General features: G+C 39.8%; 11 protein-coding genes. 2 read left to right on the forward strand and 9 right to left on the reverse strand.

Annotated features, from left to right (window positions below; translation table 11 throughout):
• Both ACOH2D_RS06420 and ACOH2D_RS06425 read right to left on the reverse strand, forming a co-directional pair.
• Window positions 1-4,111: GEVED domain-containing protein (locus ACOH2D_RS06420; protein ID WP_449534728.1), on the reverse strand; the 4,111-nt coding region annotated here is incomplete at its 3' end.
• A gap of 342 nt (window positions 4,112-4,453) precedes the next feature.
• Complete coding sequence (locus tag ACOH2D_RS06425; protein WP_449534729.1) at window positions 4,454-9,607, reverse strand: DUF8693 domain-containing protein; 5,154 nt, start codon at window positions 9,605-9,607, stop codon at window positions 4,454-4,456.
• Window positions 9,608-10,478: 871 nt separating this feature from the next.
• On the opposite strand from ACOH2D_RS06425, the gene ACOH2D_RS06430 reads away from it, so the two are divergent.
• Window positions 10,479-12,554 (forward strand): metallophosphoesterase, encoded by a 2,076-nt coding sequence (locus tag ACOH2D_RS06430; RefSeq protein WP_449534730.1) that lies wholly within the window; start codon window positions 10,479-10,481, stop codon window positions 12,552-12,554.
• A 622-nt stretch (window positions 12,555-13,176) separates the two neighbouring features.
• Entirely contained in the window at window positions 13,177-15,021 is a 1,845-nt protein-coding gene (locus ACOH2D_RS06435) for a PLP-dependent aminotransferase family protein (RefSeq protein WP_449534731.1), read from the forward strand.
• Window positions 15,022-15,182: 161 nt separating this feature from the next.
• On the opposite strand, the gene ACOH2D_RS06440 is transcribed toward ACOH2D_RS06435, so the two are convergent.
• The 7 genes from ACOH2D_RS06440 to ACOH2D_RS06470 form a co-directional block, all read right to left on the reverse strand.
• Window positions 15,183-16,766, reverse strand: a complete 1,584-nt coding sequence (locus tag ACOH2D_RS06440) for a cellulase family glycosylhydrolase (protein WP_449534732.1) — start codon at window positions 16,764-16,766, stop codon at window positions 15,183-15,185.
• 244 nt (window positions 16,767-17,010) lie between these two features.
• Window positions 17,011-18,381, reverse strand: a complete 1,371-nt coding sequence (locus tag ACOH2D_RS06445) for an aldehyde dehydrogenase (RefSeq protein ID WP_449534733.1) — start codon at window positions 18,379-18,381, stop codon at window positions 17,011-17,013.
• A gap of 283 nt (window positions 18,382-18,664) precedes the next feature.
• Complete coding sequence (locus ACOH2D_RS06450) at window positions 18,665-19,552, reverse strand: PKD domain-containing protein (RefSeq protein WP_348035978.1); 888 nt, start codon at window positions 19,550-19,552, stop codon at window positions 18,665-18,667.
• Between the two features lie 114 nt (window positions 19,553-19,666).
• Window positions 19,667-21,139, reverse strand: coding sequence for a SusD/RagB family nutrient-binding outer membrane lipoprotein (locus tag ACOH2D_RS06455; RefSeq protein ID WP_449534734.1), 1,473 nt, complete (start codon window positions 21,137-21,139; stop codon window positions 19,667-19,669).
• A gap of 11 nt (window positions 21,140-21,150) precedes the next feature.
• On the reverse strand, window positions 21,151-24,231 hold the full coding sequence (locus tag ACOH2D_RS06460; protein ID WP_449534735.1) for a SusC/RagA family TonB-linked outer membrane protein: 3,081 nt from the start codon (window positions 24,229-24,231) through the stop codon (window positions 21,151-21,153).
• A gap of 34 nt (window positions 24,232-24,265) precedes the next feature.
• Entirely contained in the window at window positions 24,266-25,768 is a 1,503-nt protein-coding gene (locus tag ACOH2D_RS06465; protein WP_449534736.1) for a parallel beta-helix domain-containing protein, read from the reverse strand.
• Window positions 25,769-25,791: 23 nt separating this feature from the next.
• Window positions 25,792-26,982 carry a cytochrome c peroxidase gene (locus ACOH2D_RS06470; protein WP_449534737.1) on the reverse strand — a complete coding sequence of 397 codons (1,191 nt, stop codon included), beginning with the start codon at window positions 26,980-26,982 and terminating at the stop codon, window positions 25,792-25,794.
• Window positions 26,983-26,986 lie beyond the last annotated feature (4 nt).

Here is a 26,986-nt window from a genome sequence, read left to right on the forward strand (position 1 = left end):
TGACATCCACCACCGTTAAGGTAACCGTGTTGGCACCGATATTCGAACAATCAAAAGTGTTTGGAACTACCGTCATGCTTGCAATACCGCAGGCGTCATTGGAACCGTTGTCCACATCTGCAGGAACGATACTGACGTTCCCATTGGCATCGAGATCCACACTGATATTTTGAGTAATGACCTGTGCAGGAGTTACATCATTTACCGTGACCGTTGCCGTTGCTGAACTGCTATTCCCATTGACATCAACGACTGTTAAAGTGACCGTGTTTGGACCAATATCCGAGCAAATAAAAGTGTTCGGGGATACAGACATGCTTGCGATACCACAGTTATCATTGGAGCCATTGTCCACAGCTGCAGGAAGAACGCTTGCATTACCATTCGCATCTAAGTTGATACTTATGTCTTGAGTAATAACTTGTGCAGGAATCACCTCATTTACTGTTACCTGTGCTGTTGCCGAAGCCACATTACCCACAGCATCTGTAGCCGTTAAAGTGACTGTGTTGGCACCGACATTCGAACAATTAAAACTTGTAATGTCAAGTGCTAAAGTGATCTCACTACAGGAGTCAAAAGACCCATTATCGATACTGCTAGTTGATATAGTAGCGTTTCCAGATGCATCCAATTGGACGCTAATATCTTTAGTAACAACTGTTGGTGGTATGGTTTCTAAATCCCAAGAGAGAATTACCCGTCCTCCTGCACCACGGCCACCAGTTCTTGTAGGTTGAGCACCGGAACCTCCCCGGGTACTAGACCCACTTCCTCCACCTCCGGGGATGGTACCATTATTCCCATCACTAATCGGCATAACGCCTGTACCCCCTGAGCCTCCTCCATTGGCACCTGCAAAGCCCGCACCAGATGGACTTGTTGTAGTGGCATTAGCCTGGCCACCCGAGCCACCTGCAGCCCATATTTGCGATTCAAAACCCAAGATTGTTGAATGGTTACCATCAGTGCCAGTGCCATTACTAACGCCGCTAACTGAACCCGCAACATCAATAGTTAGTACCGCTCCTGGTGTCACTGCTATTGAGTTGCTTGCATATGCACCTCCACTACCACCAGCACCGGAATTTATGTTCGAACTATTCCCGGTACTTCTAGAGCCGCCACCGGCACCACCACCTCCCCATGCCTTCACATTGATACTGGTAATACCGCAAGGCACAATAAAAGTCCCATCAGCATCAAACACCGTTTCATTGCTTACCAATATATAATTGGGACTACTTTTAGTGAACGTTGCACCACAAGTGTCTGTAATGAGAAGCGCCACATTATATGAGCCTAAACCATTAAACTGAACCTGCGGATTTGATGAACTTGCATTGGTCCCATTAAGAAATGTCACGGTTGATGGCGTAAAAGTCCATAGGTAGGGAGCAGTTTGTCCATAAGAAGTATTGGTAAAATTGACCACACCTCCGTTTTGTACCACTTGGGTGTTTGAAGAAAAGTCAGCTATTGCAGGAATTAAAGTAAAGGTCAAGGCCGCATGGGAAGCACCACCTTGTTCTACAACACGGAATTCTACCGTAGAAGAAGCATCCAATCTTCCCGTCCAAATATTATCATGGAAATCACCCCCTCCAATATGCTCAAAAACCTGAACCCCATCAATATATAATCTTGCTGCATCGTCATGCGATGTCACATCTATTTGATAAATACCACAAGTAAAATTACTGCGCTTGTACACAACCGTATGGTCATCATTAGCCACGAGACAACCTTGGTACCCAGAGGCACTTGAAGGCGAAAGCATCTCCCCCCAGCGATCTTTAGAATCGAAGGTCAGGTTGGGTTCCGTATAATAGCCTGCATAAATTATTCCAGAAAGATTAAGATTATTACCATTATAGGCATAGACAGTCCACTGGTTGTCACCAAATACAGAGGGATCGCCCGCCACACACGGAATCACATTAACCGAATAATCCTCAATCTGCCCCTCACCGCTATAAGTAACGCAGGGATCAGAATTGTAACTGTTATAGCTCCCAACAACGCGCATGATAGTTGTACCTGCAGCAGCAGTTATTGGCACATTGATGACAGCCGTTATTACCTTACCATCAACTCCCGTTGAATTGGTGATGGTCCCTATATTATAAGATTCACCAGCATCGCTAAAATCGCCATCTTGATTCCAATCAAAAAATACCGTATAATAAAACTGATTATTGCCATTGGTAAAGCCTTCCAAAGTAATAGTTTGAGCTCCACCAGCTGATAAGTCTGTACTTATTGAAGTATAGTTCTCATAAGATGGACTACCCGTTAAGGGTGAGCTATAATTATCAATGGTTCCAAAATTCACATGGGTAATGGAACGCACCTCAGCAAACGTGATTTCACAATAATTATTAGTACAAGAGGTATTGGCTGTTGTAAAGCTCCAGTTTGCAACACCTATGGCATTCCCACAATTGTTTTTAGGGACTACTTTCCAATAATAAGTTGTATTGGCAGCAAGCGGAATGGTTTGGTAGGATGTACCTGTTACATTTTGAATGACAGAAGCAGGCATGGAGCCAGGGCTAAAATAGACATCATAAGAGGTGGCGCCAGGCACCGCATCCCAGGCAACAGAAGAAACCGCTCCCCCGCCGTCATAACAAACCCCGGTGGCACCATTTAACGGAAACGCAGAGCTTGCGGCACGCGGCGCCGCATTAGCACCAGCTGTTGCCGGGACATTAACGGAAGGAGCACCGCCGCCCCCAACGCTGATGTTACCATTATGAGACCCTGCGACCACAGGATTAAACTTAACGTAAATAACGCGACTATATGTACCACCAGATTGTGGGAGACTTAATGAAGTTGTATAAGGACCTCCTGCCGTCGTGCTATAGCTAAATCCTGTAAGTGCAGCCACACTTACGTTCTGCGTGGTGAGGTTTCCACCTGTTATTGTAAAACTCTCTGGCCCCGCAGTTGTATTTGTGCAATGTTCTCCAAAACTATTTAAGGCACTCACCGTTAATATAGATGGAAATGCTTCGTTTACAATTGAAAAATCATCTATAGCCATATCTGACGCATATTGGCCTCCACTTCCAGTAACTCCACTAAACCTTAATTGCACATTGGAGTTCCCAGCATAGGGAAGCAAGGAAATTGCCGAAGCTTCCTGCCAGTTACTTGACTGATGGCCATTACGACTCCAAATGTTTCCAGACCAAGTAATACCATTATTGGTTGACACCTGAACAGAAAGTGTCCCCATACTACTCCCATTCATATGATACCAAAACCCTAATTTCGGATTGTTGACCCCCGAAAAATCGAATATAGGCGTGACCACATATCCTACACTATTTAAACAACTGGTAGATTCTGTATATAAGTATTTGCCCCCTCCAGTGGTATGGTCACTACTTGGTCCAGTGCCTGGAGTAGCTGTTGTACCACTATAGACATCCCAATCTATGTTGTCCCCTAAAGCATTTGTCCAACATTGTTCAAGAATCACAGTACCATCACCTGTACATGTAGTTTTGGGCTCACTTAAAGTCCAACTATCAAAGTTCTGATGATATGGGAAAGAGGACACCTTGGCGCAAGGTGTGGATACGCCTTGAACAAGAACATTATCAAATCTGTAGTATGCATCAACATTTTTATTTTTATCGTTTTTTAATCTAATAATTATTTGTACGCTATTACCATTTAAACCCTCCTGTGAAGCAATTCTATTCGAAAACGTCCCAGCAGACCCTATAGTCTCGCCGTTAATACTAAATAATATTTCTGCTCCATTATTAAGTTTATAGTAAACTTTAATATAATCATCTAGCGAACTTACACCTGAAAAATTTAAAGTCAGTTTGACATTTGAAAATTGAGTGATATTTATATTCTGTGATGCCCATACATTTTCTCTTTTCAAGTTTTTACCTTCCATTTGGCCAGATTGTACTTGAAAATATTCGGATTGACTAACTGTTTCTCTCGTCCATTTAGGTGGAGTACCAGAACCTACAATAGTTCCGTTGGAATAAGAATTAAAATTCTCAGACCAAATGGTAGTTTGAGCAAAAAAAGTGTGAAACGAGAATGCCAAAACGGCAAAAAGTAATGCTTTTTTCATAAGGTTGGTTTTAGTTAAATTAAAACTACAGCACAACTGTGTTGTAGTGGGGTTTTCAATCTAGTTGTAGGTCAACTCTTAGAAAAGGGTACGCAAAATTTATATAGAAATGATGGTCTTAAAAAGCAAGATGTATGATCATAATAGCAAAATGTATGTAGAAATTAAATATAAAGCGTATTCTAAAATCAGAAATAAGGTCCTTAAAAACTTCGCTATTAACCTTCTGTGTTCTAAAGTAACACAAACTGTTAAAAAAATAACAATTATTTAACAATATTCGTCCTTTAGCATGAAATCATAGCTAAAATGACTCAAACACCCCATTATACTCTTTTAGAACTAATTAAGATCAACAATTATTTTTTTACTAAACACTCCTGTAGAGGTTCTGATCTTAAGAACATAATTCCCCGATGAGACCCCCTTAACAGGAATTCTAATAACCCGTGGATCTTGTAAACTTTCACGCTTCCAAGTCCTTACTTTTTGCCCTAAGATAGAGATCAGATCAACACCCTCAATAGCCAGGGTGCTTGGGTTTTCGATATAAATCTCTTGTGTTTTATTTAAATACTGGACGTTCAAGCTTTTGAAAAGCACGTCTATGGTTGATAAGGTTTGTGAAGGTTGAAATGCCAAATAGAATCTATTAACATAACTATCTGGCTTCAAATTGATATGATAGTCTGCATTATTGATTTTCATATACGTATCCATGAGGGCATCATAAATAAAAACATCAATATCAGAGTCAAAATTCTCAAGTGCACTGAGTTTAATTCCAATGTTACCTGAATTCTTTAAGAAGATCCCCAAGGGTATTTTTTTAGTCATATCAAAATCACCAATGCCCTGAATCACGTACCTATTCTCACCAATCATCCAAGACATGTCATTTGGTAAGGCCTCAGTATTTATTGCATCATAGCCATAATCAAATCCGTCAGTTGCCAATTGGTCAGGCACAAATCCTAAAAGCAATGGTCGGGTAGCGCCATGAGGGGTTTTAAATACCAACCGTATTCTTTTTATAACAGCAGCCCTATTTTTAGCCGCGGGCGTTGCAGCTGTGGTAGTTCTCATAAATACCGAGCCATTGTTTAATGTTCCCGTAGCGCCTTCCTTTACAAAAACACGTTGTTTATTTTCAAAAATAACAGTCCCACCGGACGCATTGGCCACTACCATAAATCCCTGCCCAACCGGAACATACCTTTCCGGAAGTTTGGATGGGGTGCCCAATCCACTGATCTCCGGTGGCGAGGCTGAAGGGTTACCTCCCGTTAAATTATAGGTTGAATACCCCCCTTGATAATCGGCCAATACGTGCGTGGCATTTGAGGTGTAATGTTCCCAAAAGTAAAGCGCACCTTGAATGCTGCGAAAATTATCATTTATAAACGCATCTGCATCAATTGCCGAAGGATACGGATTGCCCACCAACGACTGATTGCCCACGGTAATTGGCGTACTTATGACCCCATTGTTTGGTTTGCCCACAAAGGTGTAGTTCTGCGAAGCAGCAGCGGCACCACTTCCTTTCATGATATAGCCTAAGCCTACAGTAATAGGATAAGTGACATTGATCCGATTCCATGCGGCATAGGTGTTTTCAGGATAGTTTTCATACAAATACAACCATCGGCTACTTAACGTTATGGGTGAGGTATTTGGAATAGCATTATGGCCTGGCGTCCATTGTACAGGCACCCCACCATCATGAAGTACACTTTGTATCGTGTAAGTAGCGCCATCAAAACTTACTGGAGACCCCCAATAATTGTAATTGTATAAATTAGAGCTGCCTTGCTGATCGCGTCTCAACACACCTGCTCCAGCATAATCCACAATACTTCCAGTATCTTGCAACAACTGTGACTCCCCCACCAAACGTAAGTCACCATTGAGAATCAGATAGTCCATCACCCGAAGGCTCTGTCCATCATTGGCATCACCATTGGCAATGGTTAGTGTATTGCTCGCGACATCTAAACCTGCAACCGTAATATTAATATCACCTGATGCAATATAATGTGAGGTTCTCACAATATTCCAGTCTATAGCTGTGCTACCATCAATACCTAGGCTGTTCGGAATGGCCTGAAAGGCGCCATGCAGCCAAACGTTGGTATCCGCCCAGAATCCGTCGGCAGTTGTTTGATACGGAATGGGTGCCGTATCTGGCTGAAAGGTGGTCATATACCTCAGCACACCGTTAATTCCAGACCCATTACTTGAGGTTAAACTGCCTGATATGATATCAGTAATTTGGTTCATCTGGTAATACCCATCCAAATCAGTCCATGCCAAGCCAGCAATATCAATTTGCATCACGGTGCCCCTTACGTTGCCCAAGTTATCCGCTATTTCTTGATTCATCATCCTACGGATATGTTCCGTGGACAAGGCACGGCTCCAAATACGCAGTTCATCTGTTCCACCATCAAAATAGTGTAAAGGCCTAAATGGCGATACCAAAGTCTGATCCATGGCACCCACAATAAAATCTACCGTATTAGCCAATGGCAGAGTACCTGTGTTGCTATTAACAACCACACCATCCACATACAAGGTGTAAGTGCCACTTCCAAAGGTCAGTGCCACATGGTACCATCGGTTTGTTGTTATTGGAAAGGGTGATGTCAGCGCTGCTCCATCATTCCAATTAAAAGAAAGGATGTTATTTACCAATCTCAAATCATAGCCATTTACCAGGTTATTCGCGTCACGTTTGGACAAAATAGTTTGGATATTGCCCGTAGAGACATCCGATTTCATCCATATTTCAATGGTAAAATCGCCATCAAAATTATAATGATCCCTAAAACTGATATTATCATCCACCCCGTCAAAATCTAAAGCATTACAACCAATAAAGGTAATGGTAGTACTGGCGCTGGTATCCAAACAAGGTGCGGGGTTATCAATGGTCCAAGTGAGGGTGTAAACTTCGCCTATATCGCCACTAAATGTTGACGTGGGACTTGTAGCATCCGAAAATGAAAAGCCAGAAATCTGACCCGAAGTCACCGTCCATAAACCTGTTGCGCCGCTTCCTGTAACTGAACTACCTGCCAAGGTAATGGTAGTTTCGGTGCAGATGGCATTGGTGATATCTAGACCCGCATTGGCCGGAGCATTATAATCATTAACAGATATAATGACCCCATTACTTATTTGCCCTGTGGCACAAATAGATAAACTGGAGGTCATGACCACAGTAACCACATCGGCATCTGATAAGAGGGTTGTTGTAAAGGTCTCCGCCGTTTCTCCAAATACATCACTGCCGTTTATTTGCCATTGATAGGTTGGTGTTGCACCACCATCTACTGGAGTGGCTGTGAATATAACTTGTTCGCTCTGACAAATAGTCCTTGCTGTACTGCTAATACTTACCGAAGCACTGACACTCACATCCGTTATGGATATGGTACTGGTGCATGTACTAGAATTGCCAGAAGCATCGGTGATGGTGAAGGTCACCACATTGTCACCAATACTATTACAGTCAAATACCGAAGGTGATACACTTAGGGTGAAATTACAATTATCACTAGACCCATTGTCCAAATCGGCACCAGTTATCGTTACCAAACCTGTTATAGGATCTAAGGCCCTTGTGATATTCTGACAGCGTGCTACCGGAAGTTCCGTATCATTTACAGTAACCTCAAACGAACAGGTGGCCACATTGCCTTGGGCGTCTGTAAGCTCAAAAGTATTGGTGGTTATCCCAATCGGAAAAGAAGCTCCTGACGGCAATCCGGATTTTTGCACAATAGTCTCCCCTGTACAATTGTCTACAACCACAAGATTATAATTCACAATTGTGGAGCAACTGCCCACATCGGCCTCCAATACCATATCCTCAGGGCAGGTAATTGTTGGCATTATGGTGTCTACAATCTCAACCGTTCTAATCACCTCAAGGCCAGAATTACCATTGCTATCCATCACGTTATAGGTTACCGGATAGCTACCTACAAGATTAAAGTTTACCGCAGATAAATCTATGACAATAGCACCAGTATAATCCTCGTTAAAGCAGGAGTCATAAGCCGTGGCTCCTAATTCGGTGTAAGGCGCACACAATTCAATAATTTGCGGATTGGCGCCCTCCAACACAATGTCCGGTCCACTAGTATCAATCACCTCAACGGTTCGTGTTATTTGGGCTGCGGTATTTCCAGAGACATCGGTAACCGTATAGGTCACCACATAAAAACCTAAAGTACTGGTGTCCACATTTGAATTATCGATCACCACCATTGATGAGATATCACCAAAGCACGGATCAATAGCTTTAGCTCCCAATTCTATATAGGGCGAACAATCGCCAACAGTTTGCGGATTAGGACCATTGAGACTTAAGTGCGGCGCTTGGGTATCCACAATATTTACCGTACGAATTTGCGTCGCGCTTTGACCTGCAGCATTGGTAATGGTATAAACCACCGCATAGTTTCCTACCACATTCATGTTAATTGCCGAAGCATCTACTACAATACTTCCCGTAATATCACCAGCACAAGCATCAAAGGCAGTAGCACCCCATTCTGAATAAGTGCCACAGGCTTCAATGTTCATGGGGTTGGCGCCTAACAAAGTAATTATAGGGTCTTGAGTGTTGGTCACAATCACATCAACAAAACAGCTCACCATGATGCCATCAGAACCCGTAGCCTGAAAGGTTACCCTAGTGGTGCCTAACGGATACACCCCACTAGCATCAGCACCACCGCCATTAAAATTGTTGGTTATGGAAGTTATCGTACAATTATCTGTAACAATGGGCAGCGGCACATTCACATTGGCAGTACATTGGCCCGCAGTAGCGTTAACGGTAATGGTTGACGGACAGATGATGGTAGGCGGCTCAACATCAGTAACGGTAACCTTTTGTGTACAGGTCACAGAGTTTCCTGCTGAATCTGAAACCACCCAAATGACCGTAGTGGTCCCCACAGGAAAAAGGTTTCCTGGTGGAATCCCAAAAGGTGTTGTTATAATCGATTTACATTTCTCGAATGCCGTTGGAAACCACCCTAAATCATACAAATCTACATAAGCGGTACATTGCCCTGGATCATTGTTAACTACTACATCGTTTGGGCATTCAACTACAGGCGCATCATAATCATTAATGGTTACCTTAAAACTACAACTGGCTGAATTGCCTGCGCCATCTTTAATAGTGTAAGTAACGGTGGTTGTACCTGCTAAAAAGTTGACAGTAGTGGCATCATTAATGCCAGTATTGGCACTTGACCCCGCTGTAGCCCCTGATAAGGTATAAGTCTGTAACACAATAGGGCCGCAACCATCTGAGGTAGTAGGCATCAGCGAACCCACACCTTTCAAACCGCCCTGGCAATCGGCCACTACATCTTTGCAGGTAATTGTTGGTGGCGTAACATCAGGAGCACACTGACCATAGGCGTGTATGGCAGCAAATATGCTTAACAGAAGGGTTACGTACTTTTTTACCATACTTATTTGGATCATTAAAAAGCTTACAGACCATACCTCAATAAACTACATGATCACAAAGTATTTTAAGAATCAGCGATCAGCCCAAAATCTATAACCCATGTGATAAAATGAATAAGGGTTTTATAAAGATAAATGTTTTTGGATTTCACTAAAATTAATTCGACAAAGCGCACGTTTAGCTTTTTATAGGCATGAACTGCTATGTCTTAACTATTTATATTGTCTTCCCCAAGTCCATAACTGCCTTTTCCTGGCCCTTTCACTTCTAAAAGACATTTGAACAGATTTAAATTAATAGAATTGCGGATGGCCATGTCGATGTGCAGCAGACAGCCTAGTTTTAAAAGAAGCCATTGTATTGGCTACTGATTTAATCACGGCATCAAGCCATCCAGAGATGGCTAAAACTAGGGACAACAAATCAGATAAATTCCGAAAAATAATCTTAATTTAGCTTAAATATATGGTACGTATATGCCATGGTGTATCTGCATATGAAATGGTTATGATTTTGAGCCAATAGGTACTCAAAACAGCTTAGAATGACCCTTGACTTGATTTTATACTGCCCATCCACCATAAGATCCTGAATGCACATGCCAAGGCAAAACCCTAAACCATACAGCTGCAAAACACTATAAATCAAAACACAACTTTATTTCCTGTGTTTTTTGTATGCTTATTACATATATATTCGCTGGTGGCAGCTAACCTATGAAAAAGCAAAAAATCAATTTGAGATTGGAGAAAATGCATACATAACAACAAGCAAAATTTGCGATAACAGATTAAAGTTAAAATACCAAAATACTGTCGCTTGTTAAAAAACTACAAAAGAATTTTATAATTTGAAGTTAAAATTGGGGTTATGATTAAGAAAACTATTTTTGTTTTGATGATAATGATTTCAACGAATCTGTTATCACAAACAGTTATTGTTAATAGCGGAGCTAATTGGAACTATTTAGATGATGGCTCTAATCAAGGAAATACATGGTGCAGCACAGGATTTAATGATGCATCATGGAATTTGAATTTCCCTGCTCCATTTGGATATGGTGACACACAAACAACAACTGTTGGCTACGGTGCGGATGCCAACAATAAGTATCCTACTACCTATTTTAGAAAATCTTTTAACGTATCAGACAATACTCTATATAACTACTTAGAATTGGAGGCTATTCGCGACGATGGCATGATAGTTTACCTGAACGGAGCTGAAGTTTGGAGCGATAATATGCCTGCTTATTTTGATTATCAAACATATGCTTCTTCAGGTGTAGGTGGAAGTGATGAAACTAAATGGATCTCGAAAATAATAAGCAGTAGTTTAGTAACAGGTACCAATGTATTAGCAGTAGAAATTCATCAACAATCAGGGACAAGTTCAGATATTAGTTTTGATTTTAGACTTAAAGGATATGAAACTATACCTGCTGCTATAACGAGAGGACCATATTTACAATCTGGAACACCTACAAGTGTAATTATAAAGTGGAGGACTAATTTTCTCACAGAATCTGTCATTAATTACGGAACGTCATTAGGTACATTAAATAGTACAAAGCAAGACAATACTCCAAGAATTAATCATGAAGTTAAATTAACTGGGCTTTTACCAAACACAAAATATTTCTATGAAATAGCAGATTTAGCTGGTGTTTATGTAACAGCAAGTAGTGAAATGTTTGTAAAAACGCCTCCTAATGTAGGAGAAAAACAATTTGTAAGAGCATGGATTCTAGGGGATGCTGGTACGTTAAATCAAAACCAAAGAGATGTAAGAGATCAGTATTATAATTATGTAACTACAACCTCAACAAATCCAAATCAAACAGATATGATGTTGTTTTTAGGAGATAATGCCTATACTACCGGAACAGATAATGAGTATCAAAATGCTTTTTTTAATATTTATTCTGATATGTTAAAAAAATCAGTGGCATGGTCAACATTCGGAAACCATGATGGGTATTCCTCAATATCAAATATTCAATCTGGACCTTATTATGATATATTTTCATTTCCTACTGCAGCAGATGCTGGTGGGGTAGCCTCAGGTACAGAAGCCTATTACTCCTTTGATTACGCTAATATTCATTTTATCGTTTTAGACTCCGCTCAATTGTACAACAACCCAACTCAAATAGCATGGTGTCTTTCAGATATAAAAACAACTTCTCAAGATTGGATTGTAGCATTATTTCATCATCCACCATATACAAAAGGTTCACATGATTCTGACACAGAGACCGAACTAATCGCTATGCGCAACAACTTTTTATCAATATTAGAAAATAATGGTGTTGATTTAGTACTCAGTGGCCATTCCCATTCTTATGAAAGATCCTATTTTCTCAATGGTCACTATGGACTTTCTAATACTTTCAATTCATCAACCCATACTGTTGGTGCGAATGGTGATTTATCAGGAAAAGAAGATCAAGCAGATGGACCATACACCAAAACCGCAAGTGATACTCAAGGAACCGTTTATATAACTACAGGATCAGCAGGGAAAATTTCAGGCGGAAGTTTGAATCATAAAGCCATGTATACCTCAATAAATGAACTTGGATCATGTGTTTTAGAAATTGAAAATGATGGGACTACTGGACAGAACTTAAATGTAAAATTCTTAACTATGAGTGGGACGATTGCAGATTATTTTACAATTAATAAAACAGGGGTTATGCTTTCTTCAGAAAACAAAATTGATAACTCAATAAAAGCCTATCCAGTACCTGCAGAGACAGTTATAAATATTAAGATTCCAGATAATGAAACAGTTAAAAACATAAGAATTTTCAGTATAACAGGTGTACTCATTAAAGAAAGTAATAATCTTAAAACTGACATAAACAATTTGGCTTCAGGGCAATATATTCTTGAAATTACAACAAATAAAAATACTACTTATAAAAAAATTATAATAAAATAGATTGGAGATTTAGAATGGAACAATTTTATAGGTCGTTAAGTAACAAATGACACCATAACCTAAATTCATTATGGGTTTTAAAAGAATCTAAATCATACCATTTTTAATAAAAACGGTCTAGAATATCCTATATAAATAATGATGGACATTCGGCCACTAGAGAAGACAGTAATAACAATAAATTTTATTCTAAGCTGGATAAATTAAAACGGAACTGAACTCTGAAAAAACAAATGTAGATTTTGCTAAAGTGACCTATTTTGATTGGGATAGTTTAATAATTGTCGGATTATACACCAACATAGAAAATGTCGAATAAGAGTTAAACTTAAATCTCCCAAATTTTAGACAGAACGGAATTCGCTAATTATTGAAAAAGAGCAAAGTAAATTCCAAACTAGAGAAGATGGAATAAAAAACCTTGGGCAAACCGTTTAAAAATAATTGCTTAGTTCTCGTATACTTGGAAATTCCTTCAACATTCCCACAGGCTCATTCAATTTTTACTGTTTAGGAGTTAACATCGGGAAGCCTACAAGCACAAGTTCATAAATCCGTCGTGTAACACTTCTTAAAAAAATGGAATTAGCGTATCTTGCCAATCTATTTAAAGTTGAGAATTATGGAAGTAAGTAAAGTACTAGATTATATACAAGAAGTCTTAGAAAAGATGCCAGCAGACTGGTTGAATTTAACCACCCATCGTCTAGATATTTATGATGAAGCATTAGCCAAAACGCAGTTCCTGGAACAATTTGAAGACTTATTCAAGACCAATAATTCTGAAACCTCAGCACTCCATAACTTACCGACGGCTTACGATTATATTCGATTAGGTCATCCCCTATCTTGTGTACTGGAATGGACAATTGCTAAATTGCAAGATCTACCTTCCGAAAACGTCATCAGTTTTTCATCGCAAACCACGCCTATTTTGGCCATTCTGAGAAAAAACTTATTAGACAATAAAAATACGCAGATCCTTTATACAGATGAATTACCAAAGTTTTTTGATGCTGACGTAGTGCAACGCGTTTACGGCTATCAATTTGAATTAAAAAAAGTTGAGAATGCAGCAGAAATATCCAAATTTGAAGGTAGTACTGTTCTCATTTCACAAGATGACGCATTCGCAACTCCAAATCTTACACAAAATATTGATTTTGTCATCGGTTTGCATGCCGAACTTGGAAGTATTATAATAGTAAATAGTAATAAAAATGAAAGTTATATTTCAGAAATCCAACATGTAAGAAGAAGAGAAACCATTGCCATGACGCCAGCTAATTGTTTGGTGGCGCTAAAGTTACTTATTGGAGAGTCATCTTTTGTTAATAAACAAAGTGATTTAGTCACCAACAAAACAAGTGTCATAAATTCAATCAAAGCGATTACCGGTTCAAATACAAAAGCACTCGTTGCTTCGAGTGGACTATCGATGCAATATGCGATTATGATGGGCCTTATTGACGATGCCCTTCAAAACCATAATGGAAAAAACATCAAATTCATTGTTCCGCCCAATTGTTATGGAGGCACGAATGATCAAGCACGACGCGTTGCCGCTTGTCTTGATAATGTGGAAGTGGTAGATTTATTGGTGGATGGAGACAACAACATGGTTCAAAGTATTAATACCGTTTTAGCTCAAATCGCCCAGGAAGATGGAGTTCCTTACATCATTGCCGAAATTCCAACCAACCCTAGAGTTGAAGTTCCAGATCTTATAAAACTAAAGAATGTTTTAAGTAAAGAACGAAAAACAGCATCTGGTAAAATTGCTATCGATCCTGTTTTTATTTTAGATCAAACTTTTTGTCCTAATGTTCACTTTTTAGGTGAGGGCGAAATACTTTCCGCGGTCAGAACCATTTCATATGTTAGTGGATCGAAGTTTCCCAGTGGCGGAAAATGTACGGCTGGTTATTGTGTAGGAAACACAAAAACTGAGGCTTTGATGGATAAAATAGAAGTACACCTCAACCTTTGCGACAACGAAGCTACAGATCTTCAATATGAAATATTAGCCAAACAAATGCCTTCAATGAATCAACGGATTAAGGAGGCGTACACGAATACCCGCGAATTTGTAAATTTTATTCACGATGTTTTACCAGGAGCCAAAATAAATTTTGTTTCAGAAGAACTGGCAAATCAAAGTTTTACACCATCGGTGTTTTCATTAGATCTTCCAACCAAAGGGAATACAGATGATGAAAGAGAAGCTTATAAAAGAGCCTTAAATCTGAAGTTAATCCATTTGATGATTACAAAGATTCCCCATGAAAGTAAATTCTGTGTGAGCTACGGACAGTTAAAAGGCTGCTATTGGACAATTCCTGCGACCTCTACCCAAGGCACAACCAAAGAAGGCGACAAAGATTATATTGTTCGTGTTGCCCTTGCTCCTACATTAGATTTGGAACTTCATAAAAAAGTCTTTTTAGAATTTGTTGCAAGCATTTAGGTATGAATTCATATTGTGAAGAAAAAATTGAAAATGTCTTGAAATATTGACATAGAACTTAATGACCTAAGATTTATATAACACTATACTCTAGGCTATTAAGTCTATATTTCAATTTAAATGGTACTGGATTCCCTCTAAATTCGTCCTTAAACAACGAACTAATTAAAAGATAAGTCCAGTTTCCGAATTCCACCCTTTCCTATAGCGGGAATAATCAAATACCCTGCATCGGAGTCCTTGATTTTTTCAGTTGAAAATGTTTTTACTTCGTCATTTTTCAACTTAGAAAGATGCGGAATATAAAGCACGGTAGCGGCATTGTCGGTCGCACCTTCCTTCCATTCCATCATAAAACTCCCTGCTTCAAAATTATTGCGATAACTTTTCAGTTTCCCATTGGTATACGCCGGATAAGTTCGGAGTAATACCTGTTTGAAATATGCCATCTTATCAAGGTCATTGGTATATGACCAATAGGCGTTGCCAAATAAATGCTGCTCAATTAAATTCATCGAACTAATGGCCGTTGGGATTACAGATTCAGAATTGTCATAATAAGCGCCCCATTCCCCTACCCAAACTGGCATTTTTAATTGTTCGCCCTTTTTTGCGATTTGGTTAAATATGTACTCGACTCTAGCGGTAGCCGCCAAAGCTGCTGCTTCGGTATCCACCACCAAGTCGTATCCATGTGCCGCATAAGCCACCAAAGGATCTGGGCTACCATCGGCCAACTTCACACGCTCTATACTGCTGGCCACGCCTGTGTTGCTGTAATAACTATGCTCTAAAAACAAAATATGATTGGCATCCACTTCACGAATGGCATTACTCACTTTTTGATACATCGGTTGTAGATGTTTAGTTTCAAATTCGTGAATCAAATCGAAAAGTTGACTAATCACAAAATCATAATTCTCTGTTGTAGAAATGACGTTAAGAGCTTCCATTCGGCTTGCTTCATCCATCCACATGGCGCCTAATTGTTCCTCTGTAAGAATTTCGCCAGTTAATTTATAATGTAATTGCCCGTAAGCACCTAATAATATCATTGTGGATTGAACGCCTGAAGATCCCGGAAATGGTTCGTTCATAATATCGTAGCCAATGACCGTTTTATTATCTGCATAACGTTTTGCAATATGTTTCCATAAAGCTGCATAATGGTCTTGAAGTCCAATACCATCCGATGCCGGTTTATTGAGCCAAAAATTGTCAAACGATGTTTGTACAGCTTCACTCATCACATACGCATCGCTCCAAACCGCACCTGTGGCATGTGGCTTTCCTTCATCTAGCGTTGCCCATTCTGGTGCACCATCGGCATATTTTACACTAAAAAGATCTTGATGCATATCTAAAACCACAAACATGTCATTGGCGGCTGCCCATTCGATGCGTTGGTCAATTTCTTTTAAATAGGCTTCATTATAAACACCTGGTTCTGGTTCTAATCCATCCCAAATAATGAGAAAACGAATGGTATTCACGCCCTGTTTTTTAAGTTTTGCATAAAGTTCTGGTCCACCTTTAAAAATATAACCTTCCTCTTTATTTTTGCTGCCAACATTAACGCCATTCAAAATAACCTGTCTGCCGAAATTATCCACAAACTGATCACCTTTGATGGTAATTGTACTTGGTAAAATATTTTCGTTAGATGTTGTTCCGCTGTTGTCTTTACAACTTGTAAATACAATACCAATTAACAACAAGATTACTGATTTTTGAAATTTATTCATTTTACTGGTTGATTTGGTTATAAAAAGTTAATCTGGTTTTAAATAAACATATGTGGACTAAAATGCCAAGGCTATTTAAACAGACGGAAAGTCTGTTGAATTCGTGAAATTTATAATAAATGATTTTCGGCCAATATTTTAAGGACACGAATGAATTTGTGGAAATTCGTGAAATTCGTGTCAAGATTTTTTAAGTTATAATTGTGATGAACTTCAGTAGTTTGTTTCAAAAACATATCACGTTTTAAAACAGGTGTTTAATTTTCTTGGCAAACTTTATCGGCACATTATAAGGCGGATAACGCACGGGTGCTTCAAACCAATTGGCTTTTTTGATAATCGCTTTATGATGTGAAAATATATCGAAGGATATTTTGCCATGGTAAGCGCCGATACCACTTTGCCCGACGCCACCAAACGGCAAAAGTTTGTTGGTAATTTGAATGACGGTATCGTTGATCGCGCCACCACCAAAACTATAAGTATCGATTATTTTTTCCTGAAATTCTTTATTGTTGGAAAAAACATAAGCCGCCAGTGGTTTTCCATAATTCGAAATATATGTGTGGATATCGTCTTCTGTTTTATAAGAAATTATCGGTAGAATTGGTCCGAAAATTTCTCCAGCCATGAGTTTACTGTTCATTTTCGGTTCATTCACTAAAGTCGGCGACAAGTAATTGTCTGTATCATTGCTATGACCTCCAAAAAGAATGTCTTCCCCTTCCAACATGTCCCTTAAACCGGTATAATGTTTTTGACTGACCGTTCGTGAAAAATCTGGCGAGGCTTCCACGTTTTCGCCGTAGCATTTGGTTATATTTTCTTTCAAGGCGTCCACCAGTTTATCTTTTACGCTTTCATGCACGAGAATATAATCGGAGGCGATACAGGTTTGGCCAGCATTCAAAAATTTACCCCAAACGATACGTTTTGCCGCTAAATCGATATTGGCAGTAGCATCAACAATACATGGATTTTTTCCTCCCAACTCTAAAGTTACAGGCGTTAAGTGCTTTGCAGCACTTTCATAAACAATTTTCCCCACTTGGGTACTTCCGGTAAAAAAGATATAATCCCATTTTTCGGCTAATAACTGTTGGGAAACGGCAACACCGCCTTCTACAACGGCAACATGGGCAGGGTCAAAAACAGCTTTAATAATCTCAGAAATCACAGCAGCGGTGTGTGGCGTCACTTCTGAGGGTTTTACAACGGCGGTATTACCTGCAGCGATCGCACCAATTAAAGGTGCAATGGCCAACTGAAAAGGATAGTTCCAAGGGGCGATAATCAACACGGCACCATAAGGTTCTTTATAAATATAATCGGATGAAGGCCAATTCATCCAACTGGCAGAAACTCTTTTTGGGCGCGCCCAACGGTCAATTTTTTTGAGTGTATATTTTAATTCGGCCAATACAAATTGAGTTTCGGCCGCCAAGGTTTCAAACTTTGGCTTTTTAAAATCTGCATACAAGGCATCGCAAATAGCATCTTCGCGCTTCACAATTTCCTCTTGTAAGCGTTTTAAGGATTTCTTTCTAAATGAAACATCTTTCGTTTGTTGCGTTTGAAAAAAATCGTGTTGTCGTTGTAATATTTCGGTTATCATTTTATGCGCGTTTATCTTCGACTTTATGAATATTCATATTTAAATCATCTACTCTATCTATTGACTAAAACTTGTCAATTCACTGCATCCCATTGAATTGCCCCTCATAAAAAATGAGCTATCTGGATGAACATCCATCAAATCAACTTAGGAATCAATTTTTAAATCTAAACACGATTCCCGATGTCCCGAATACTCAGGGCCATCGAAAACCACTTAAAATTAGGGATATAATTACCAAAAATCTTATTTCTTTAAAAATTCATTCTTCCAAGACGTTAACCTATAACGCTTCCAATGACAAATGAAACAATATCGTTGGTTGCTCTAATACCGCAGGCTCCGTATGGATCCCCAAAGCCACGTTCATGGTTTTTGCAGTAATTTCCTTTAAAATCACTAAAACCTTCACGTCCTTAAAGCCTAAATATTCGCCTAAAACCAATTGTGTTTTGTTGGTAAAATTAACTGGACCTTCAGCGGCATCTACGGTAAAATCGCCTTCCACTAGCTCCCAAGTCGCATCGGTAGATGGTGTATAAAGCACATTTGCTAAAGGCACATTATTTGGATCATAGGAAACCGCGGTAATATCCTCGCCTCGGAATACCATCGCATAGACTAATCCCATAAGGCTTTGTCCATCTTTGTTATCTACTTTATAAGCGCCATCATGCACAAATGTAAAGGTATCTTCGTAAGAAGCCCCCAAACCTACGGCATCCAAAAGATTATCAAATGAAGGCAGAAAAAGGTTTAGCCTATTATCTACCGGACCCGCTCCTTCTTTACCCGAAGTATAGGCTTTTTTAAGGCGCCATGATTTCCCCTGTGGTTTGGCCTGGCCTCCCGTAAGTAAAATTTCAATAGATTCTTGGATAGTCACAACCTTTGTTTCTGAAAATGTACCGTTGGGTCCTGTAACCGTCATTACCACCGTATAATCGCCAGCTGCTGCATACGCATACACTGGGTCTTCTTCAGAACTTGTTGAACCATCTCCAAAATCCCAAGCAATGGTGGTCGCATTTGCCACCGTTCCGTTAAAAGTAACTTGCGTGCCTTCTACTAAAAACTGAAAATCAGCTAAAGGACTATGATCTTCATCTTTGCTACAAGTTAAGAATAATAGGGTCAGTATTAATAGACTAAATATTTTTATAGTTTTCATCTGTTCTTTTTTATTGTTTTTATTGTTCAGATAGAATACCCGAAATCAAATTATCAATCTATTTGAAAATCATCATCGGGCATTTCATATATCTATATTTTTATTTTTTGAAATTTAGTTTTTATCCCACCACACTGGGGTGTCAATTTTATTCGCCCCCTGTCTTGAAATGGCCTGCAATACATTGTCTTTATTTGAGCTCAATTCAAAACTAGAATACAAAAACCTTTTTGGCAAAACACCATTGGTTACACCTTGCGACAAATTACTAGCGGTTCGGGTGGCAATAAACGGAAATCCAGTTCGTCGAATGTGCGACCATCCTTCAAAATAATTTGGCACCAAGGCGATCCACATTTGCGTACCGATTTGCAGCTCATCATTGCTGCCTGCCAATGAAGCGGCTGAGCTCGCCATAAAAGCCGTGATAGAAGATGCATTGAGGTCCCATTGCTGTAATGAGGTTTCAATCCCTTTTCTATATAAGATATTCGCTTGGCTCGCATCATTATTATAGGCCAAAGCAGCTTCTGCCCTTAAAAGCCAAACCTCAGATGCCGTCATCACAAATAGTTTACTTTCTTTTGATGATAGCGCCGTTCCGATATCTGATTTGGTTGAGAAATTAGAATTTCCGAAGGCGGTATCGTCTAATCCGTTGGTCATGCCACTATACGCGCCACTGCCATCTTTATTTACAAATACCGATAATCTTGGATCAGCAGAACTTTGCAATTGATTAATCAATAGCGTTGACATTTTAATGGATGGGAAACCCGTACGCATGGTAAACCACTTGTTACCGTTGCCTTCGGTTTCAATCATAAAAGCATTATGATCATTCGTTTCCATGAAAGGCTCGGTCAAGCATTGCGCCACTGTTTGTTTAGATAAGGCATTGTCCGCATTTCGTAATCGCATGGCCAATCGCAAACGTACACTATTGGCAAAACGCACCCATTTTTTTAAATCATTATTGAAAACAGGATCAGAATTAGGATATCCCATTGACGCATCAGCAGTTTTCAAAATGGCAATGCTTGTGAATAAACTTTCGATCATGTCTTCATAAATCGTTTGCTGTGGATCATATTTTGGACGAATAATACCTTGAGTTTTCCCTTTACCACCTTCTAGATAAGGTATTTCTCCAAAGGCATCCGTCAATTTTGCATATCCCAATACGGCAATCACGTTGGCCATGGCATGACGCACCTCATTTTTGGTGTCGCCAGTAGACGTGATCTCCAAAACTTCTTCGATATGTCTGATCACGCCGCCGTACATGTCCGTGAACATTTGATTGTATTGCACATCAAATCCATCGCCATATTGATCTGGAAGTCGCGCGGTACTTCCTGCTACAAAATAATGTCCATAATGTCCAGCAAAACGCGATGCGGAATCATCAGTGGTGCCCTGAAACAGACTTCTGGCGGCTTTAGTAAACAAGGCGGCATCATCAATTTCGGTTACTGCATTTGGGTTATCTCTTAAATCGTCCAAACGTTGCTGGCACGAAAAAGGCAACGCTAACAAGATCATTACGACGACTATTTTCCCTATTGTATTGTGTATATTTTTCATAATCATCAGGATTAAAAGTTGATTTTCAAGTTAAGACCATAACTTCTGGTTGATGGCAGCGACGAATGCTCAAGTGCCGCTCCTGTTGGACCACTGCTATAACCAGCTTCTGGATCGATATCGCCAGCAGCGTTGTAGAAAAAGAATAAGTTCCGTCCGATGGCCGAAATACTTCCAGATTCAATAAAAGTGTTTCTCAACAAGGAACTTGGCAGATCATAAGTTAAAATCAATTCCTTGAACTTGACATTGGTCGCATCTAAAATTTGATCCGTGGCAATTTCATTCGTGAAGATATCCGAGTAATGTTTCAACATGGCGTCAGAAGGTGTTTCATTAACAAACCCAGTGTTTTCATTAATCCCATCCACAATGATTCCCGTTTCTCTTCCTTCTAAACTACGAGCGTCAGTTCCAAAAAACATTCGGTAAGCACGTCCATAAGAATAGAATTCCCCACCTTGCTGAATACTGATCAAAGTACTCACTGAAAAGTTTTTATATCTGAATTTATTGACAATTCCGCCATACCAATCGGGGGTTATAGTTCCCAACTTGGTGCGCTCGCCTTTTTGTGCATAACCGTTATTATCTATTAATTTTCGACCAAAATTATCTCTTAAATAATCGTAGCCATAAATACTTCCAAATTCTTGGCCTGGTCTCGCTTCTACCGAAACATGCCAAAGCGAATTCAACATGATGCTTTCCAACCCTTCGTTTAAGGATTCGACTTTAGAGTTGCTCTTAGTAAAGTTAAACCCAAGATTCCATTCAAAATTATCCGATTCAAAAGGAACCGCGTTCAGCTGAAACTCATAGCCTTTACTGGCGATGACACCGGCATTAACAACTTTGGTTGCATAACCAGATGCTCCTGAAATCGGCACTGCCATAATCTGATCCTTGGTTTTGGTTTCATAATACGTGAAATCAAATTGCAGGCGATTATTAAAGAATCCAAGTTCGGTACCCACTTCCCATGACTCTGAGGTTTCAGGTCTGAGATCAAAAGATGGCAAACTTGACGGAATCGATCCTACGGTATAAGGCAAGGTAACGGTTTGATCAACGTCGTAAACAGCTTGGGTTCTGTAAGGACTTGTGTCGTTACCAACCACAGCAAAAGAACCTCTTAATTTTCCTTTATTAAAAACACTCGATTCAATCCCTAGCATTTTTGAGAACAATAAACTCATGTTTTCCGAGTGGTACCAATAGGAATTATTTTCCTTCGGTAAAGCGGATGAATTATCATTTCTCAAGGTCGCATCAAAATAAAGAAAGCCTCTATAACTAAATTGTCCTAAACCATAAAACGAATACACGCCTTTTTCTGAAATGCCTTCTGAACTATAAGAATTCTTATAATTACTGATGCGATAAAAATTAGGGACTTTGGCATCATTCCCCCAAATATTCACATAGCTACTGTATTCATCTCGATAGCTCGATCCTAAACTCAGGGTCATTCTAACATCAGAAATACCGGTATTATAGGTGGCTAGGACATCTGAATTCCAAACGCGACTTTTGCCGCTATCATGGCCGTAATTGCCAAGACCATTACTTTGAAACTGTGAGCCTCTTGCGGCATAATTTGTATAATCATAGAGGATATAGTCCATGCCCGTTTTTCCTGTGATTTTGAAGTTGTGCGCCAAATCCCAGTTTGCAGAAACAAGCCCCTGAAAACGGTCTTTTTCATCAATATTTTTCACATTATTTTGAGACCAATAGGGGTTATTGAAGGTATTATCCAAATTCCACTTAATCTCTTCGCCATTGGCATTGATTGTGTTATTTTTCACATCAGTTAATCTTATATCCCTCGGCATTAAAGATAACTGCAAAGCGGTGTTCGCTCCATCTTCTGCTAATGCTGGACGGTTGTTAACTTTAGAGGTTAGGTAGGTCATTTTACCATCCACACTAAATTTTTCGGTCAAATTTGATTTTCCTCGGATAGAAATCGTCTGTTTTGCCAAGGTGTTGTTGGCAATAATCCCACGACTTTTCTCGTCGGTAATGGACATTCTAAAAGATCCCTTTTCTGACTGTCCTTCAAAAGCTACTGAATTAGAAGCTGAATAACCCTTTTGATAAAATTGCTTGTAGGGATTGCCATGAGATTCAAAAACGTCCGGTTGTCCTAACCAATTGGTATAGGCTTGTCCTTGCATTTTAGGTCCCCAGCTCCATGAAAAAGGGTAATCCAAAATAGGACGCCCATCTCCGCCGATGGGTGCAAAATCACCAAACGCACCGGAACCGTATTCATTTTGCAAATCTGGTGTTAAAGACACTTCTGTGAATGTGTAATTTGAGTTTAACGTGATCCCGATCCCTTTCTTTTTGACCCCTGATTTGGTAGTAATCAAAATCACACCGTGCATACCCAACGAGCCATAAGCAGCTGCTGCACCGGCACCTTTTAAGACACTGATCGATTCCACATCATCGGGATTAATGTCGGATAACGCATCACCGCGGTCCACGCCTCCCCATTGCGACCCACCACCAGCATCATTACTGATGGGAATACCATCCACAACCACCAATGGTCGGTTGGAGCCATTTATCGTGGTCACACCTCTTAGTAAAATTCGGCTTGAACCATCAACGCCAGTATTAGCCTGAGTGATTTGAAGTCCTGCAACTTTACCCGAAAGTGAATTCATAACATTATGCTCTTTAGCAACATTGACATCCGCTGCCGAAAGCTGAGAAACAGAATACCCAAGGGATTCTTTGTCTCTCTGAATATTTAAAGCGGTAATGACCACCTCATCCATCAATTGTGCATCAGTTTCGAGCGACACATTAATCCTCGTTTGGCCGCCTACTAAAACTTCATGTGTTTTATATCCTAAATAAGAAAACACCAAAATATTGGTATCGTTAATACCATTAATTTCATAAATCCCCTCAAAGTTTGTAGTGACACCCTTATCCGAGTTTTTCACCATGATGGTAACGCCTATGAGCGGCATATTTGTATCTTTTTCCAATACCTGACCAGAAACGGTTTTTTGGGCCCATGAAGTGACGGAACATCCAATCACCGTTATGATTAAGAAAAATTTGTTCATATAATTAGTTTTGATTAGTTAGAATTCATTTTTATTAATTAGTCATTTTTAAGATGTATTCGGCGACTGCCATTTTAGCCTCTGCTGATAAATAATCTTGTGGCGGCATATCAGGAAAATCTTTTCTTAAGTTCAAGGGTTTGGTAATATAATTGACAATCCCTTGTGGGTTATCCACATAAATTTCTTTGATAATCTGAGTGTCCACCCCAATCAAGGTCGTGCCAAAAGCATGACATCCCGCGCAAACGCCATAATAGGTGATTTCGCCCAACTCATGCTCTGAAACAGATCGTGGCGTTACTGGAGCGTTCAACATCATCGATTTCACCTCTTTAGTGTCGGCAATTTGAGCTTGTCCATAATTACCCAAACCAAAAGTGCGGTATCTATTTTTATCTCTGATCGTACTTCCTGTGCCGCCGCCAAAAGCAAAAATATCTGGCCCTTTTGATTGAAGCTGGCTTAGCATCATGGCTTTAATTTCGCCTGTAGGATCGTTGCCATTATCAAACATGATATTATCCAAAAGAACGATGCGGTCTGGATTGCCTTCTGAATTGGGATCATTAGCTTTCGGATCGCCATTTGCCAAATCGACGATAGTGATCCCGGTATTATTATTGCCCGTGATGATATTACCTTCCACGATCACGTCATCGGCCGCCATAATCAGGATCCCTGTTCCTGGAGGAATACTCGCCACTGTTGATCCTGGAGCTCCAAAGTTGGGATGGTTATTGTTGACCACAAAATTGTTTCTGAAGATGATATTAAACGCCGTTTTAATTGGAAGTCCGGGCGTAATGAAAGCTAAAAGCCCACCTGTATTATTATGTGCATAGTTATTTTCGACCAAACAATGTCTGGAGTTTTCAATTTCAATTCCTGCAACACTATCAAACACCTCATTATGAAGCACATCAATATTATCGCACATCCCCACATAAATAGCGGCATCAGCAATTTTACTGAGCACGTTATGTTCTATTAATCCGTTTTTCCCATACTGCGGAAAGATGCCATAAACTCCGGTATCAATAATCCAGTTATTTCGGATGATGAAATTGTTTCCAGCTTGGCCCATAATGCCGTTGCCTTTATAATTTATAATTTTAAAATTCTCGATGAGAATGCCATTTCCAGAATATAAAATAGCATCATTGATTTGCTTTTTCCCATCTAATGTTGGCCATTCGCCCTTAATAACCACACCTTGTAAACTGATGTCATCTTTGTCGATATACACGTTTTCCGAATAAACACCTGGGAAAACCCGAATTAAATCGCCAGGGTTAGCCGATTTTACCGCCTCCTGAATGGAACCTCCTTTTCTGACTTCAATCACTTGTCCTGCAAATTCCTTTCGTTGTGCAACCTGAGTTGTATCACTCGATAGACCAACATTTCGATATTGCATGGTGGAAGGCATGGGCACGGTACTTTCGCCACTAGATGAGAAGAACATTTTTCCAAAAAACACGCCGAGAGCGATTAATAGAGCTCCGCCAATAATTTTAAATAAGGTTGATTTCATTGTTTTAGTGGTTTAAAAATTTGTTATATGGAACTTTTTAAACCTGAAGGCAAGGCGTCAGGTATTTTTGGCATGAATGATTCGTCGGTTAGAGTTTTTAAAAAATATACAAGTCGATCCAGCTCATAATCGCTTAAGTTAGGTTCCCAAATATGCCAATGAATTCGTAGGTCTTCGCCTTCAGGCACCGCATGCCCCCGGCCTTTGGTGTAGAACTCAACGGTTTCGCGCAAGGTTTCAAATTTCCCAGAATGCATGTAGGGTCCGGTGTTTTCTATATTTCTTAAGCTAGGCACCTTAAAGGCACCACGCATAGTCTTATCATTAAAAGTTATTTCGGCACCAGGATCTAAAGGCAAACCATCGGGTTCTGGCGTGCCGATAACGGCAAATTGTTGGTTCGTAAAAAGTGGCGGCGTATGACATTCGGCACATCTGGCCACAAATGAACGAAACACATTCATGCCTTCAATTTCTTGAGGATTTAAAGCCTCATGGTAGCCATGAACATAATGGTCGTATCGGCTATTCAATGAAATTAATGAGGTTTGAAAAGCGGATAACGCCCTAGAAATCTCGGTTAACTTGATGTCATCTTTCTTTCCTCTTTCTGGATAAGCCTCAGCAAATAAGTGTCTGTAATTCTCAATATCATTTAAGGTCTTGAGCAAATTTTCAGGGCTATTGGCCATTTCTTCTTCAGAAAACAAGGAGCCTTCCAATTGTTCCTCTAAACTATTGGCACGACCATCCCAAAACAGCCGGCTCAAATAAGCGACATTCCAAAGGCTTGGTGCACCGCGGTCTAATTTCAAATTGTTATTACCGATACTCGTAGGTAGGCCATCACTAAAACCTTTAGCCGGAATATGACAGGTAGCGCAGGACATACTGCCATCCAAAGACAACACCGGATCAAAAAACAGGTACCTTCCCAAATCAATTTCCTGTGGGGTAAATCCGTCACGTACTTTTGGCAATCCCGTTTGTAGTCCACCGACGCCAACATTGTTTGGAGAATCATATTGCAGATATAAATTCTGGGAAATACATTTATTATCCTCGTTCAATTTAAATCCGGGCGGACAATGGCAATTTAATTGTGCTAAATCGGTATAAGCATCTGATTTTTTTGATAAAAATAAAAACACTAGAAGACCACATAATAAAAGACCGATGCTACTGAATGTTATATATGTGCTTCTGTTTTTCATTTCA

It is taken from the genome of Gelidibacter sp. (assembly GCF_053579655.1).

Excerpts from the sequence above, each read along its gene's own strand:
- ACOH2D_RS06425 (WP_449534729.1), bottom strand. The coding sequence starts at position 9,607 with ATGGTAAAAAAGTACGTAACCCTTCTGTTAAGCATATTTGCTGCCATA.
- ACOH2D_RS06430 (WP_449534730.1), top strand. The coding sequence starts at position 10,479 with ATGATTAAGAAAACTATTTTTGTTTTGATGATAATGATTTCAACGAAT.
- ACOH2D_RS06435 (WP_449534731.1), top strand. The coding sequence starts at position 13,177 with ATGGAAGTAAGTAAAGTACTAGATTATATACAAGAAGTCTTAGAAAAG.
- ACOH2D_RS06440 (WP_449534732.1), bottom strand. The coding sequence starts at position 16,766 with ATGAATAAATTTCAAAAATCAGTAATCTTGTTGTTAATTGGTATTGTA.
- ACOH2D_RS06445 (WP_449534733.1), bottom strand. The coding sequence starts at position 18,381 with ATGATAACCGAAATATTACAACGACAACACGATTTTTTTCAAACGCAA.
- ACOH2D_RS06450 (WP_348035978.1), bottom strand. The coding sequence starts at position 19,552 with ATGAAAACTATAAAAATATTTAGTCTATTAATACTGACCCTATTATTC.
- ACOH2D_RS06455 (WP_449534734.1), bottom strand. The coding sequence starts at position 21,139 with ATGAAAAATATACACAATACAATAGGGAAAATAGTCGTCGTAATGATC.
- ACOH2D_RS06460 (WP_449534735.1), bottom strand. The coding sequence starts at position 24,231 with ATGAACAAATTTTTCTTAATCATAACGGTGATTGGATGTTCCGTCACT.
- ACOH2D_RS06465 (WP_449534736.1), bottom strand. The coding sequence starts at position 25,768 with ATGAAATCAACCTTATTTAAAATTATTGGCGGAGCTCTATTAATCGCT.
- ACOH2D_RS06470 (WP_449534737.1), bottom strand. The coding sequence starts at position 26,982 with ATGAAAAACAGAAGCACATATATAACATTCAGTAGCATCGGTCTTTTA.